Annotated in this window: 13 protein-coding genes; 9 read left to right on the top strand and 4 right to left on the bottom strand. The window is 39.0% G+C overall.

What is annotated here, in order from left to right; translation table 11 throughout:
- Positions 1–476: 476 nt before the first annotated feature.
- The gene (locus HWQ42_RS11110) at positions 477–1,553 is read left to right on the top strand and encodes a glycosyltransferase family 4 protein (protein WP_292812006.1); all 1,077 of its coding nucleotides are present in this window, start codon (positions 477–479) and stop codon (positions 1,551–1,553) included.
- A 78-nt stretch (positions 1,554–1,631) separates the two neighbouring features.
- Here the strand turns inward: HWQ42_RS11110 and HWQ42_RS11105 are convergent, their stop codons facing one another.
- Positions 1,632–3,263, bottom strand: coding sequence for a DUF655 domain-containing protein (locus HWQ42_RS11105; RefSeq protein ID WP_292811899.1), 1,632 nt, complete (start codon positions 3,261–3,263; stop codon positions 1,632–1,634).
- A 217-nt stretch (positions 3,264–3,480) separates the two neighbouring features.
- Between HWQ42_RS11105 and HWQ42_RS11100 the strand changes: the two genes are divergently transcribed.
- Genes HWQ42_RS11100 through HWQ42_RS11090 form a run of 3 tightly spaced genes read left to right on the top strand, consistent with a single transcriptional unit; the run spans position 3,481 to position 5,196 of the window.
- On the top strand, positions 3,481–4,650 hold the full coding sequence (locus tag HWQ42_RS11100) for a cysteine desulfurase family protein (RefSeq protein ID WP_292811897.1): 1,170 nt from the start codon (positions 3,481–3,483) through the stop codon (positions 4,648–4,650).
- A 46-nt stretch (positions 4,651–4,696) separates the two neighbouring features.
- A complete protein-coding gene (locus tag HWQ42_RS11095) occupies positions 4,697–4,924 on the top strand; it encodes a hypothetical protein (RefSeq protein ID WP_292811895.1) in 228 nt (75 codons plus the stop codon).
- Positions 4,924–5,196 (top strand): PIN domain-containing protein, encoded by a 273-nt coding sequence (locus tag HWQ42_RS11090; RefSeq protein ID WP_292811893.1) that lies wholly within the window; start codon positions 4,924–4,926, stop codon positions 5,194–5,196. The genes HWQ42_RS11095 and HWQ42_RS11090 overlap by 1 nt, the downstream gene beginning before the upstream one ends.
- A gap of 25 nt (positions 5,197–5,221) precedes the next feature.
- On the opposite strand, the gene HWQ42_RS11085 is transcribed toward HWQ42_RS11090, so the two are convergent.
- The gene (locus tag HWQ42_RS11085) at positions 5,222–6,913 is read right to left on the bottom strand and encodes an AIPR family protein (protein ID WP_292811891.1); all 1,692 of its coding nucleotides are present in this window, start codon (positions 6,911–6,913) and stop codon (positions 5,222–5,224) included.
- A 190-nt stretch (positions 6,914–7,103) separates the two neighbouring features.
- Between HWQ42_RS11085 and rbsK the strand changes: the two genes are divergently transcribed.
- Together rbsK and HWQ42_RS11075 are read left to right on the top strand one after the other, a co-directional pair.
- Entirely contained in the window at positions 7,104–8,045 is a 942-nt protein-coding gene (rbsK, locus tag HWQ42_RS11080) for a ribokinase (RefSeq protein ID WP_292811889.1), read from the top strand.
- Between the two features lie 269 nt (positions 8,046–8,314).
- Positions 8,315–8,956 carry a transaldolase family protein gene (locus HWQ42_RS11075; RefSeq protein WP_292811886.1) on the top strand — a complete coding sequence of 214 codons (642 nt, stop codon included), beginning with the start codon at positions 8,315–8,317 and terminating at the stop codon, positions 8,954–8,956.
- Between the two features lie 11 nt (positions 8,957–8,967).
- On the opposite strand, the gene HWQ42_RS11070 is transcribed toward HWQ42_RS11075, so the two are convergent.
- Positions 8,968–9,861 (bottom strand): LysR family transcriptional regulator, encoded by an 894-nt coding sequence (locus tag HWQ42_RS11070; RefSeq protein WP_292811883.1) that lies wholly within the window; start codon positions 9,859–9,861, stop codon positions 8,968–8,970.
- Between the two features lie 465 nt (positions 9,862–10,326).
- Between HWQ42_RS11070 and HWQ42_RS11060 the strand changes: the two genes are divergently transcribed.
- The 3 genes from HWQ42_RS11060 to cls all read left to right on the top strand — a co-directional run bounded on the left by HWQ42_RS11060 (position 10,327) and on the right by cls (position 13,851).
- Positions 10,327–10,983 (top strand): glutathione S-transferase family protein, encoded by a 657-nt coding sequence (locus tag HWQ42_RS11060; RefSeq protein ID WP_292811880.1) that lies wholly within the window; start codon positions 10,327–10,329, stop codon positions 10,981–10,983.
- Between the two features lie 577 nt (positions 10,984–11,560).
- Complete coding sequence (locus HWQ42_RS11055) at positions 11,561–12,400, top strand: endonuclease/exonuclease/phosphatase family protein (protein WP_292811878.1); 840 nt, start codon at positions 11,561–11,563, stop codon at positions 12,398–12,400.
- 8 nt (positions 12,401–12,408) lie between these two features.
- Positions 12,409–13,851, top strand: a complete 1,443-nt coding sequence (gene cls, locus HWQ42_RS11050; RefSeq protein WP_292811875.1) for a cardiolipin synthase — start codon at positions 12,409–12,411, stop codon at positions 13,849–13,851.
- A 41-nt stretch (positions 13,852–13,892) separates the two neighbouring features.
- Here cls and HWQ42_RS11045 read toward each other — a convergent pair whose 3' ends face one another.
- Positions 13,893–14,447 carry a pyridoxamine 5'-phosphate oxidase family protein gene (locus HWQ42_RS11045; protein ID WP_292811873.1) on the bottom strand — a complete coding sequence of 185 codons (555 nt, stop codon included), beginning with the start codon at positions 14,445–14,447 and terminating at the stop codon, positions 13,893–13,895.
- Between the last annotated feature and the right edge of the window lie 53 nt (positions 14,448–14,500).

The raw sequence follows: 14,500 nt of genomic DNA, 5'->3' as shown, positions 1-14,500 counted from the left end.
TGCTTCTGATTTAAAAGTACCTACTTTACGAAAATTTACCTTTTGAGCGGCTAGAGATGATCCTTTAGAGTACGGAAAGCCTCCCAAAGAGGTTTATACAGTTTATTGTTTAATTAACATTTTAAAATTAGATAATTGACAGTCATAAATAGAGCTTTTTTACCCAAAATTACCTTTTAATAGCAGTATTTGACGATACTCAAAATTTCATATTTATAAAAAAACTTCTATTGGAAACTGCCATAAATCATATAAAAATTAATAAACATAGAATTCAGCTACCTCTTTAGGAGTGGGTAATTTCCGTACTAGGATAGACAAAATTTCTAGAAGTAACAGCATAAAATTTAAAGGCACTTGTTAAGAAGTTTAGTAGCTAAAGTTCCTTTCTTCATGCCAAGTGAATCAATTACAAGCACTCAAACAACAGAAATAAAAAACTTTTAATTCAATTTTTATTTTTTAGGAGGTTTATGATGCGAATTGCTCAATTAGCTCCACTGTGGGAAAGAGTTCCGCCTCCAGCTTATGGTGGCGTAGAGTTAGTAGTGGGGTTACTGACCGATGAATTAGTCCGACGCGGACACGAAGTAACTTTATTTGCATCGGGAGATTCTATTAGTCTGGCAAAACTAACGTCAGTTCATCCCCGTGCCCTCAGACTCGATCCTACTATCAAAGATTACGGCATTTACGAGATGCTAAATCTAGCTTCGGTGTATGAACGCGCAGAAGAGTTTGATATTATTCACTCCCATATCGGGTATGGGGCACTGCCTTATGCAAATCTAGTAAAAACTCCTACGGTTCACACGTTGCACGGTACTTTTACCCCTGACAACGAAAAGATGTTTAGTTTTGGTAAAAAACAACCCTACGTCAATATTTCCAATGCACAACGAGAACCAAGGTTAGGTTTAAACTCTATAGCAACGGTTTACAACGGAATTGATGTTAGCAGTTATGAATTTCACTCCCAACCAGAAGATTCTCCTTATTTAGCGTTTTTAGGTCGGATATCTCCAGAGAAGGGAGCGCACTTAGCCATAGAAATTGCCAAAGAAACTGGTTGGCATTTAAAAATGGCAGGTAAGATAGATGTCGTTGATGTGGAATACTTTGAGAAAGAAATTAAACCGCACATTGACGGAGAGCAAATTGAGTATCTAGGCGAAGCCAACCATGCTCAAAAAAATGCCCTGATGGGTGGTGCAGTAGCAACTCTGTTTCCGATTACTTGGCGGGAACCCTTTGGATTGGTGATGATTGAGTCAATGGCTTCAGGTACGCCAGTGATTGCGATGAAATTGGGGTCTGCTGAGGAGGTAATTTCTCAGGGTAAGACGGGTTTCCTGTGCAATAATATTCAAGAGTGCATCAGTGCGATTGATCGCGTCGTAGAGTTAGACCGCTATGCTTGTCGTCAGTATGTCGAAAATCTTTTCAGTGTTAAGCACATGACTGATGGCTATGAGGCGGTTTATCAAAAAATAATCGCAGAACGATTTTCTCAGAATGGGCATTTCCGCAGTTTGGTTGATTTAGCTAGCTAGCGATCGCATTTGTGTAATCTTACATCTTTTTAACTAAGTAGAATATAGACTCTCGTAGGGTAGCACAACTGTGCTATCCTACCAAGTCAAACGTTCGCTCCATTTTTGTAAAGTTCTAGCACTCACTCCTGGAACTCGCTCTAAGTCTTGTAAAGATGTAAATTTTTGCTGTTGACGACTAATAATTATTCGCTGTGCTAACTTCTTACCCACGCCAGGGAGAGTTGCTAATTCTTCTAAACTTGCAGTGTTGATATTGACTTTTTGAATAGCTTGTAACTCAGTTGATGAAGAAGTTTTTATCTGGGGACACCTTGTTTGTTCTAATTTGATTTTTTCTTGAATTGCTGGTGGTAAACCGGGTTTGACTTTGGTATAAAGACGAGCAAATTCTCGCACATAATGAGCAGCAACAACCGGATTTTCAATCACTACAAGCGTCTCATCGTTACCATTATTGGCAGCATCTGACCAATTATGAGAACCTGTAATTACTGTTTGACTATCAATAACACCAAATTTGTGATGCAATAAATCGCCTTTGGGTAACACAGGTACGCCTACGGTTGTAATTGGATTTTGCCAAGGATGATTGTCAATTTCATATTTACATTTGTTACTCAGAGCAACCCCCATCATATCTAAGGCTTCGCTGTAAGGACGGTAGGCGAATTGTGGTTCAATTAAAGCGCGAATTTGCACACTTTGTTGATGGCGTTTTTCTAAAATATTGGCAAGAGGCTGTTCAGAAAATACAAATAACGCCATATCAATAGACTTGGTTGCTGAATCTAAAGTTTTACCAATTAAACCATTACTACTGTTATTCCAAGGTTGAGTTGGAGAAGTAGGCGAAAATTGCACAGTAATTTTGGTATTACCCAAAGTTATTTGTTTAGGTAAACGTATCGGCTTTTGCAAACCAAATCGACTATCTGCTTGACCTCCCGGCCCGTCACCCCACATAATGTTAAATTCTTCTATAAATAAAGATGCTAATTCTGGGCTGTCAATCTGCAATAAATTATTGGCATTGCCTAAACTACTAGGATTTGTAAAATCACCAGAAGTATCACTTAATGTAAAATTAGCTGAAGTGATAATTACGAGGCGATTGTCCACAATCACAAATTTATGATGCATCAAGCTGCTACCTGCTGAACCATCGGCTCGATCGTCTAGCCAGGGAATTTTGGCATTCTGCAAAATCATTAAAGCATCTCTTTGATTGATTTCGGTTGGACTGAGTTGATTATCGTGATTAATATCAATAAATTTGCGAAATTCGTTGTAACGTTCCTGTTCTCTTTTATCTAACTTACCTACTTCAGCAGATGTTAAGCTACTCCAAGGTCGGCTGTAAAGATTTTCTAAAATTATCCTGACTTTTACCCCAGCTTTTTGTCTATCAACCAATGCTTGGGCAACTTTGGGTAAACGTAATTCTTGCACCGCTACATCTACTGTGGATTTAGCATTTGTAATCGCATCCACAATCTGTTTTTCTAAATCATCCCCCAGGCGAGTTTGCTGACGGTAAGCTTCTTGGTATTCTGAAGACTCAGAATGGTTAAAGTAAGCTTGAATTAACGGGTCTTGTGGTAAGGATGCTGGACGCTGATTGTAGGACTGAACTCGTTGACAACCAGGGAGGGAGAATATCAGTAAAAAGATATATAAAAAATATCTTTGTCTAGAGAGAAGTTGCACTGTAATCTGTTAAAAGTGGATTGGGAGTGGATATATTTATCATTCCCAAAATTTTGTATTCAGAATTAAGTAGAGAAATAAGTTTGCAAGTCAAGGAAAAAATTCACTGCTAGATGTAAAATTACAGATATTTTTTTCAGGATTTGTCCACAAAAACTGTATATCCTGACAAATCCGCAGTCTATCACTAACATGTGTTCTCACTATTATCGGTTATATGCAAATTTATCTAGATTACAGCGCCACTACTCCGATTCGAAAAGAAGCGATCGCAGTTATGCAAACAATCCTCACTCAACAGTGGGGCAATCCTTCTAGTTTACATGAGTGGGGACAACGGGCGGCAACAGTTGTAGAACAAGCCAGAGTCCAAGTTGCTGGTTTAATTAACGCCGCTACCCCTGAATCGATCGTTTTTACCTCTGGTGGCACTGAGGCAGATAATTTGGCGATTATGGGTGTGGCTCGGTTGTATGCTGTACCTCAACATATAATTATCTCCAGCGTTGAACATTCCGCAATTTCTGAGACAGTGCGGTTGCTAGAAGTGTGGGGTTGGGAAGTTACGCGCTTGTCTGTAGATATTAAAGGCAGAGTTAATCCCTTGGATTTAAAGGCGGCGTTGCGACATAACACAGCCTTAGTTTCTATAATTTACGGTCAAAGTGAAGTTGGGACTGTGCAACCGATCGCAGAACTGGGTAAGATAGTGCGATCGCATGGTGCTTTGTTCCATACAGATGCCGTACAAGCTGCGGGACGTTTACCTATAGATGTGCAACAACTCTCAGTAGACTTACTTAGCCTTTCTAGTCATAAAATATATGGTCCCCAAGGTGCAGGGGCGTTGTATGTGCGTCCTGGTGTGGAATTGATGCCTTTATTGAGTGGTGGTGGGCAAGAAATGGGACTGCGTTCTGGTACGCAAGCAGTACCGATAATTGCGGGGTTTGGTGTAGCAGCAGAATTAGCAGCGCAAGAATTAGCTACAGAAACACCACGGTTAATTGAATTACGCGATCGCGCCTTTGCCCAATTAGCTGAAATTCCTGGTTTAATTCCTACAGGGGATGACTGCGATCGTTTACCTCACCATATCAGTATGTGTCTAGAAAACGCCGATGGGGAAAAACTCAGCGGTAAAACCTTAGTACGACAGCTAAACCTTGCTGGCATCGGCATCAGTGCTGGTGCTGCTTGTCATAGTGGTAAACTTAGTCCTAGCCCGATATTGTTAGCGATGGGTTATTCCGAAAAAGCTGCCTTGGGCGGAATTCGCATCACATTGGGGCGTGAGACGACGGAAGCTGATATAGATTGGACGGTAATGGTATTGAAGCAAGTTTTGCAAAGGCTGACACCAGATTTATCTTTAGTTAAGGGTTGATAGCTGATACTAAAATTTAGATACAGCATTTGTCGGAGTGTTTTCTATGTCCCTGCAAGAGCTTAAAGAGCAAGCCCGTCAACTGCCAGCGAGCGATCGTCTTGAACTTGTCCGTGCGATTATTGAATCCTTGCAAGATGTTCCAACCCAACTACCTGAGCGATCGCGCATCATCAAGCAGATGAAAGGTTTATTGAAGACCGACAAGCCAGCGCCGACTGATGAACAAGTGGAGTTCATGCTAGAAGAATGTTGGGTGGAGAAATATCTTTAATGAGAGTTTTGATTGATACCAACATCGTTCTAGATTATTTGCTAGACCGAGAGCCATTTCTGCAAGATGCCGAAGCCCTGTTTAATTTGATCGATTCTGGACAAGTGGTTGGATACGTGACTGCAACAACACTCACTGATATTTTCTACATCGCCCGCAGACAAACTCAAAGTATTGAACTTGCTAGACAGGCAGTTTCAAGCATACTGGCGATTTTGGTTATGTGCTCTGTAAATCGGGCTATTTTAGAAGCAGCTTTTGCATCTGGTTAGAAGGCTGCAATCAAAACTATGGTGTTTACTGAACAGGGAGATATTCTAAAATTAAATTTTTTAGAGATTTGTAATTTTCTAAATTTCTAAAAAATTGATATACTAATTTCTGAGGATATTTACTATTTAAACCCTCCAATGTTTTGGTAATTACATTATCTATTAATTCAGGAAGTTCATTTTCAAGATATTTTTCAAAATCTGAATCAGAAATAAATAATTTACTTTTACCCACATAAGTAAATATCATATGAAGAATAAATCTATTACCGTATATACAAGTTCCTTTCTCTTTGTCAACATTACTATTTTGTTTTTGAGTTAGTTTAGTATCTAACACGCGCATTATTTGAATCTTGCGCCAAATCGTTATTGCCGTAATGTTTTCATGAAAAAGCTCTGTATAAGGAGGTTTGTTAACATCTTCCCATAGCTTGCCTATTTTATCTTTTGCCATAAGTGTATAGCGGATTTCATTTAAACTACACGCTAGTGCTATAATTGCTTCTTCAAAACTACAGTTCTTACTATCTACTGGTGATTTTTTATCATTTCTTTTGTAAGAATAATTAATGCCAGCTAAAGCAAAGTCTATCTTTAATTTTTCTTGCAGAGAATCTAGTGAAATAAAATCACGATTTTCGACTTTATTTTGAGTATTAGTAGCTTTGGTCACTCTAAGAGAAAAATCTGGAGGGCAATTCTCTAAAGAGATTAGTTTTATAAATACTTTAGCCTGATTAACTTTTTCAGCATCTTTTTTATAAGTATTACCTATAGTTCCAACTGTTTGCGCCCCATTTACAATGGAGATTCCTTCGCAGTGAAAGTATCCAATTGACTTATCTGATCCACCCATAGGTTTTTTGTGTATTTTATGACATAAAACTGTAACTCCATTATTTAAATATAAAAAGTTATGTGGTGCGCTTAATAAAGTATCTTGAATACCATCATTTACATCACTTAAACCAACAAAACTTCGGATGTTTTTTGAAAATAAACTCTCTCCATTTGCTAACCAAATTTCCGCCAAAGTTTGAGCATCGATTTGTCCATATATTGCTTGGTAAGGTTCCTCTATTTGTCCCCAGCTTGTTAAATTTAAATCTGCGTTAACAGGTTTACCTTCCAAGCTTGCTGATAATGCTTTATGAGCTTCATATAGAGAAAATGTTTCCCAAAAAAATAATTCGCTAGCTTCATTATTTTCTTCTAATAAATTTGATATTATTTGGCGATTATGATCGCCTAATTTTGTACCTGAATAAGCAAGAATAATTTTAACTTTTACGCTATAATCAGCCAATGCTTTCTCTATTAAAATTTGTTTATTATTGACTTTTAGATTAAATTTTTCAAATTTAAAATCAATTATATCTTTGATACCTTGTATAAACTTATGTATCTCACCCGTATCAGGTTCTCCATTGCCAGATTCAATCCATTTTGATTGAACTATCCAAAATATTTTTTCACTTTCATCATAGTAGATAGCATCAATTCCATTATCTCCATAGCCATCGACAATTGCTTGAGCAGCAATTTCAGGTTCCAATGATGCAAGACTCATTAAGCTATAGGCGGCATAACTTCTTGAGAGTAACACTTTCTGCTTTTCTGACTCAGCTTTGTTCAAATGATCTGATATGTCAATTAATCCAGTCAGTGTTTCGTTTAACTTATTTTTAATATGTGTTAATTGAAGTCTTACCACCTTATAGCCTCCTCTTTATTAAATGTTCTCAAAGGGATAAATTTACTTACAGTATAACTAAGTATATTTTTTTTGGTTGTGTTCGATGTCTCTATGTCCTAGTACAATACCTGAGTACTGTATTAGCGTAGTGTAAACCACTGCGATCGCCTCCTATAATATCAATCTGAATAACTTTAAGATCAGCATCATGAGTATTATCGTCTTCGGCAGCATCAATATAGATTTGGTAGTAACAACACCCCGGTTGCCAGTTGCAGGAGAAACGTTACTAGGAGAAGATTTTTTTAAAGTTTCGGGAGGGAAAGGAGCCAATCAAGCCGTAGCATTAGCAAAATTGGGCATTCCTACCCAGATAGTAGGGCGTGTAGGTGCAGACGATTTTGGTAAGGAACTTGTTAACAATTTGCAAACATCTGGTGTGCAGACTGATAACATTTTTGTGGATAAAACTGTTAGTTCTGGAGTCGCTATTATCACCGTGAGTCAGACTGGTGAAAATCAAATCGTCGTCATTCCTGGTGCAAATGGGCGCGTCAATCAAGAAGATATAGAGCGATTATCCCACTTTTTACCAGAAGCGACAGCACTACTTTTACAACTAGAAATTCCTATTACTGCCGTGGTTGCTGCTGCTAAAGCCGCAAAAGGTACAAATATAAAAGTAATTTTTGACCCCGCACCCGCACAATCTAATTTACCAAATGAATTGTATCCATTGGTTGATATTATTACACCGAATGAAGTTGAAGCAGCGCAGTTGGTGGGTTTTCCTGTGAATGGAGAAGAACAAGCCGCCAAAGCAGCTGCGGTTTTATTGCAACGGGGTGTGGAATGTGCGATCGTCAAACTAGGTGCTAAGGGTGTTTTTTGTGCCACTGCTGAAGAAAAGTTTTTTGTACCCGCGTTTTCAGTTCATGCAGTTGATACAGTAGCCGCAGGCGATGCTTTTAATGGTGGTTTAGCGGCGGCACTTTTTGAAGGACTTTCCTTACATCAAGCAGTTGTTTGGGGTGCAGCAGCAGGTGCTTTGACAGCGACAAAACCAGGCGCACAAACTTCGCTACCGGATAGATTTACATTAGATGCATTTCTTCAGGAAAGGGGAATGAATAGTGGCTTTCAAGGGTAGGTATTTATAGCGCTTCTCGAATGGAAGCAATACATTTTGACCTCTCTCCTAAAAGGAGAGAGGCATTGATGCTCCTCCCCTTCCCTCGCAGGGAAGGGGCTGGGGGTTAGGTCTGTATTTCACGCAATTGAGAACCGCTATAAAAAAGCATAGATAAACAAGTAAAATGCTTATCTGATAAGAATCGGCAGAAATATCAGTGCGGAGCTTCTGAACGATGTAGGGTGTATGGCAGGAGAAATGCAGATAGTAAAAGTGAGGAATTAAGTATGGCACTATATCTAGACTCAGCGATCGCATCGGAAGCTGAAGCCGTTAAGCTTTGGGGATGGGTAAAAGGTATTACCACAAATCCCACGCTATTATCTCAAAGCGATACTCCACCAGAAACCACGCTCAAAAAATTGGTTGCCTTGACAAATGGCCCGTTATACTATCAACTTATGGCATCTGATAAAGCTGGGATGCTAGCTGAAGGTAGAAAAGCTTTCGAGATTATTGGTTCACAAACAATTTTGAAGATTCCCGCAACACCGTTAGGGTTTGAAGTGGTGGCGAGTCTATCACCAGAAATTACCTGTTCGGTGACAGCTATTTATAGTGCAGCACAGGCAGCAGTCGCACGAGAAGCAGGAGCTAAAATTGCCATAGCTTACGTAAATCGAGCTACTCGATTGTTAGGTGACGGTATTGCCTTAGTGCGGGATATGGCTAGCGTACTCAAAGGTAGCGATACAGAAATCTTGGCAGCTAGTATCAAATCTCCTGAAGAAGCAGTTGCATCGTTGCAAGCTGGTGCGGATCATTTAACTTTACCATTGGCAATGTTGCAGGCGATCGCAACTCATGAATTCTGCCAAAAAACTGTTGAAGAATTCGCTAAAGGAGGCATTGGTTTAACTAATTCGTAATTCGGATGTATTCAATAAGTGAATTTAGCTAAACTATAAAAATCAAATTTACTCAACATCTCCAAAAAGGTGAATACCGCAGGTACTTGCAGAGCATTAGATAAAGTTGCAGTTGCAATTACTCTTTCGAGCGGTGCGGGTAAACTGTATACTTGCACCTTTGGGGGAATGGGTACAGCGGCTAAACGAGGCATAATAGCTGCTCTTAATCCTTGATTCACCATGCTAACGACTGTGGAATCTTCTTGAATGTCGCTAGCAGTATGGATTGGAATTGCCAAAGTCTTCAGATGGTTGTGAAGAATGCGTCCACAGGGTGTACAAGGAAGCAAAACCGGCGGATAGGCTGCGATGTCTTCCCAAGTAATTTGCGAACTACTAATTTTGGTATCTGGTGGTAGTAAAGCTACATACTCATCCCGAAAAATTTCCCAGGTTTCAAATTCTTCGCCAGTTGGCAGACAGGTAATACCAATATCGGCACGTCCATCATGCAAACACTGCTCTACATCCGTGAAAGCACCACATTCTATGATTGTGACAGCAATTTCTGGGAATTGATTGTGAAATTGAGCGATCGCTTTTGGTAATAGATGGGTAGCGACGCTCCGAAAAGCCGCAATTCGTACATGACCACCATGTAAACCTTTATGCAAGTTTGCTTCGTGTTGCATCATTTTTAGATGCTGCATTGCTTGACGCGCATGATACAAAATGCGCTCTCCAGCAGGTGTCAGCACAGCACCGTGACGACCTCTCGCAAATAATGGCACACCTAATTCTTCTTCTAGGGTAGCGATCGCATGACTAATTGCAGGTTGGGAAAGCTGCAATTCTAAGGCTGCTTCACTAAAGTTACCACGATCTGCTACTGCAACTATGGCTCGGAGTTGGGAGAGTTTCATAGGCAATTGATGAGAACAAGGGTATACACATCCTGACTTTATTGTGGCAAAAAGGTTGTATTAGTGATTTTTCATATCTATAAATCCCATTTATAGAACCTATGCAAGCCATGATTTGATTCCTAACTGAGATGTTGTTACTGTTTTATTTACTGAGCAACTTTCAGGAATAATTTTATGAACAATAACATTAAGTGTCTATCAACAGAAGATATAGAAATAAATTGTAGTCCGTCATTCCAAAAAAAATCCACTCAAACTTTTGGAAATCTCTGCATCTGATTTGGGCAAATTTTGTCAAAAAACTCCTAGTAGATCCTAATGAATTACAAGTTTGGCAAAAGGTTGACCGCCACGGTAATATCTATTGGCAAGCTTACGACCCGGCAACCGGAAAATCTTTCTCTTCGGGTTCCGAAACTGATGTGTTTATGTGGATTGAACAACTTTATAGGTATTAAAAACATGACACAACTTACTTTGGTAATCGGCAACAAAAATTATTCATCTTGGTCACTTCGTCCTTGGTTAGCGATGAAGCAATTCGGTTTGGAATTCAATGAGATTCGGATTTCTCTCTACAACAACCCAGATTTTTCATCAAAGGTTCGGCAATACTCGTCATCAGGAAAAGTACCTGTGTTATTGCACGATACGCAAACAGTGTGGGATTCTCTCGCTATTTGTGAATATCTAGCTGAAACTTTTCCAACCCTGCAATGGTGGCCAGAGAATAAGGCCGCAAGAGCATTAGCTCGTTCTGTCAGTGCAGAAATGCACTCAGGATTTCAAAACTTGCGTCAGAATATGCCAATGAACTGCCGTACTAAATATCCTGGTAAAGGTTTAGAACTCGGCGTACAACAAGACATTGACCGCATTACTAATATTTGGCAAGAATCACGTCAAAAGTTTGGAAGTGGTGGCAATTTTTTGTTTGACAATTTCACGATTACCGATGCATTTTTTGCTCCAGTTGTGCTGCGGTTTATCGCCTATGATGTGCAGTTAGATAGTATTTCTAGAGATTATGTTGAGTCAATTTTGGCACTTCCAGCAATGCAAGAGTGGATAAATGCAGCAAAGAATGAGACAGAAGTTATTCCCCAATATGAATTTTAGTGAAATAACAAATAAGAAAAACTTAAATTCTAGATGCAAATCAAAGAGATATTGCTACTAGACATTTCCAGAAATTAAATATGTGTTATCTAGAACCCTTATGCCGAGACATAGCAATGCTATGTCTCTACATTCTTTTTTAGACAGGACTTAGGCAAAAACTCTCTCAAACTCTTATTCCTACCCTTCGGGAACGCCAAGGGCGAACGTGTCCTTTGCGTCCTTCTCTAACGAGACGCTGCGCGAACGCGGTTCGTTTTATCATAGTTTTGCGTAAGTCCTATTAGATATTGATAATTTGAAAGAGTTATAACCTTCCTATAGTCCCTTTGATGCTTTGGGGAGATGAGGTTAGCTAGGACGTGAATTTTTTTACAAATCATTTAGGATTGCGATCGCTCTCTTAAGCCACTCTGGTAAACTGTAAGGTCTATCCAGGAAAATCGCCCGAGCCATCCTGACACTGTTCAAGCTCTAGTGCTTATGGAGCATAGCTTATAGCTTTACAAACGTGCTATTCTTCTCTAACGACTGTTTAATAGCGTTAAGCTAGAATAAATCCATTTTAATATTAGTAATGCCTAATATTCAAGAACACGTAAACACTCTAGTTACGAAATTTGTTCCGGGTTATAGATTTTTTCGCTTACAAGAACTCACAATTGATAAAAATAATTCAATTCAAACAGAAATTAATAGTCAATCAATTAAAGTTCTTAGTTGGAATATTGCTAAACAAAACTATAATAACACTTGGCTAGAAGATTTTTCACAAATAATTGCAACTTATCAACCAAACCTCATATTTTTACAAGAGTTCTCTTTAAAGTTAGAGGCAGACGAATGGGCAAAATGGTTGAAAATGAATTGGAGTTTTGCTCCTAATTTCGTAGATATTCATCATCAAACTTATTCAGGAATATTTACAGCATCGACAATCAGTCCGATTACAAAAAAAGTTATAACTACTAAACATTATGAACCGATTGTTAAAACTCCTAAGATTTCTTTAATCACTGAGTATCTGCTATCTGAGCAAAGCATAACTCTCATGACAATCAATACTCATCTGATCAATTTTGTAGATATAAATAAATTTAAAATCCAACTAAATGAATTAGAGCAAGCCTTATCTATACATCGGGGGCCACTAATATTTTCAGGAGATTTCAATACTTGGAGTCGAAAAAGAGCAGTTATTCTCAATCAAATAACAACTCAATTAGGATTAACGCCTGTAATTTTCGCACCTGATGAGAAGGAGAAAATTAAACGCTTCCTGTTGTCACCCCCTTTAGATCATATCTTTTATCGAGATATCAGTGTGAAGAAAGCTAGTGCGAAAGTGCTAGACCAAATTTGTTCATCCGATCATAAGCCATTGCTGGCAGAATTTAGTTATACCAATACTCAATAAAAATTAAGATGCTTGTAGATGCTGGTGTTCTCGCTATTTTTAGCACAGCTACAGTTGTTGTTCATGTCGTAGGAGTTATACATGCAGCCCATGCAGTGATGAATGTGCGTTCTTCTCAAGGGGCAATTGCCTGGAGCATTTCTCTAATTACCTTTCCCTGGCTAGCGATTCCATTGTATTGGATTTTAGGAAGAACTAAATTTCATGGATATGCTGAAACACTGCGCTCAGTCTATGCACAACACTATAAGCTTTTTCATTCGACTTATAGCGAACTGATTAAATTTCAGGTTGCACCACCAGATAATCTAGTCCAGTTGCAACCCTTAGCGGAGGCTTTTACAGACATTTCTTTCACATCAGGGAATGCTGCCGAATTACTGATTAATGGTCAACAAACCTATGAAGCGATGCTGAAAAAGATTGCATCGGCGACAAATTATATTTTGTTTCAATTCTATACTGTTAATGATGACGAATCAGGTAATGAGTTTAAAGAAGCGTTGATTGCTAAAGCCAAGCAAGGAATAAGTATCTACTTTCTCTACGATGAAATTGGTTCCAAGAAACTATCTCGCCCTTATATCCAATCTCTACAACAGCATGGAATTGCAGTGAGTGCATTTAACACCACTAAAGGTCAGGGTAATCGGTTCCAGTTTAATTTTCGCAATCATCGAAAAATTTTGGTGGTGGATGGAGAAATAGCATTTGTAGGTGGACTAAATATTGGTGATGAATATTTAGGAAAAAATCCTCGCTTGAGTCCCTGGCGCGACACTCATATCATGCTTGAAGGCCCAAGTGTACAAAGCCTACAAAATTCGTTTGTGCGAGATTGGTATTGGGCAACTCGAAAACTTCTCGAAGTTAATTGGCAGGTAAAAATTAATCAGGAAACAAATCAAACTGTATTTATACTTCCTACAGGCCCCGCAGATCATCTGCCAGCTTGTAAGCTTTTTTTCGTCGAACTAATTAATCAAGCTCAAACTCAACTCTGGATTGCTAGTCCCTATTTTGTGCCGGATGAGGCAACATTGTCAGCCTTAAAACTGGCAGCAATGCGAGGTGTTGATGTGCGAATTCTCTTACCAAATCGACCCGATCATTTATTTGTTTATTTATGTTCCTTCTCTTACTACACCGAAATGGAAAAAATCGGTATCAAGTTGTATCGTTACAAAAATGGGTTTATGCACCAGAAAGTTATAGTCATTGATGAGAATCTAGCAGGGGTAGGAACTGTTAACTTAGATAATCGCTCTTTTTCCCTAAATTTTGAAGTTATGGGTTTTGTTACCGAGTGTGGGTTTGTCCAAAGTGTAAAAAAGATGTTAGAGGATGATTTAGCTGTCTGTGTTGCTGTCGATCTTAATGAGTACGATAAAAAACCTTTTTGGTTCAAGTTAGCTGTGAGAGTCTCTCGATTGCTGACTCCTTTACTTTAATCGTTAATATATGGATTAATAGAATAATCCATCAGGCAAAGTTAGGGTAATTTACTCAGTGGTGTCGCTAAACCGTCAATGCTGACAAGATTTTTCTTTTGTTGATATTCTCGAACTCCCTCTTCGCCTTTTTTACTAGCCCAGTTTAATAGAGTCTGGCGCTGACCTTGATATTCATAGAGTGGTACGCCAAAACCACAGGAAGTCTGGATTTTTTCAATGTCAGCGACGATAATTTGACGAGTTCCAGGTATCGGCAAAAACTGAGAATACAACGAGTCCCACTCTGGAGAACTCGGTAAAATCGTGGTTCCTTGACCGTAAAGACGCAAGATAGACGGAGGTTCTTGAAAGGCACAAAACATGAAGGTTATCCGCCCATTTTCTTGCAAATGGGCTGATGTTTCGTTACCACTACCTGTGAGGTCTACATAAGCTACTCGGTTGGGAGAAAGGATGCGAAAGCAGTCCTGACCTTTAGGAGACAGGTTAACATGACCTGTGGGACTCAAAGGTGCAGAGCCAACAAAGAAAATGTATTGGGCAGCAATAAAGTCTTGCAGTTCGTCAGTAATACAGTCAAATAATTTAGACATAGACTGTCTGATTTATATTTATAAATTTATCATGTTCTCAGCCTATGTCTTAG

The sequence above is a fragment of the Nostoc sp. JL23 genome, assembly GCF_017115065.1.
Classification (GTDB): Bacteria; Cyanobacteriota; Cyanobacteriia; order Cyanobacteriales; family Nostocaceae; genus Nostoc; species Nostoc punctiforme_A.
Note: the sequence above shows the minus strand (reverse complement) of the source record. Positions and strands in the feature narration are given on the sequence as shown.

What these genes read in the sequence shown, in the direction of transcription:
- HWQ42_RS11100 (WP_292811897.1), top strand. Translation starts at nt 3,481, where the DNA reads ATGCAAATTTATCTAGATTACAGCGCCACTACTCCGATTCGAAAAGAA.
- HWQ42_RS11090 (WP_292811893.1), top strand. Translation starts at nt 4,924, where the DNA reads ATGAGAGTTTTGATTGATACCAACATCGTTCTAGATTATTTGCTAGAC.
- HWQ42_RS11095 (WP_292811895.1), top strand. Translation starts at nt 4,697, where the DNA reads ATGTCCCTGCAAGAGCTTAAAGAGCAAGCCCGTCAACTGCCAGCGAGC.
- HWQ42_RS11110 (WP_292812006.1), top strand. Translation starts at nt 477, where the DNA reads ATGCGAATTGCTCAATTAGCTCCACTGTGGGAAAGAGTTCCGCCTCCA.
- HWQ42_RS11070 (WP_292811883.1), bottom strand. Translation starts at nt 9,861, where the DNA reads ATGAAACTCTCCCAACTCCGAGCCATAGTTGCAGTAGCAGATCGTGGT.
- HWQ42_RS11055 (WP_292811878.1), top strand. Translation starts at nt 11,561, where the DNA reads ATGCCTAATATTCAAGAACACGTAAACACTCTAGTTACGAAATTTGTT.
- HWQ42_RS11045 (WP_292811873.1), bottom strand. Translation starts at nt 14,447, where the DNA reads ATGTCTAAATTATTTGACTGTATTACTGACGAACTGCAAGACTTTATT.
- HWQ42_RS11075 (WP_292811886.1), top strand. Translation starts at nt 8,315, where the DNA reads ATGGCACTATATCTAGACTCAGCGATCGCATCGGAAGCTGAAGCCGTT.
- HWQ42_RS11060 (WP_292811880.1), top strand. Translation starts at nt 10,327, where the DNA reads ATGACACAACTTACTTTGGTAATCGGCAACAAAAATTATTCATCTTGG.
- cls (WP_292811875.1), top strand. Translation starts at nt 12,409, where the DNA reads ATGCTTGTAGATGCTGGTGTTCTCGCTATTTTTAGCACAGCTACAGTT.
- rbsK (WP_292811889.1), top strand. Translation starts at nt 7,104, where the DNA reads ATGAGTATTATCGTCTTCGGCAGCATCAATATAGATTTGGTAGTAACA.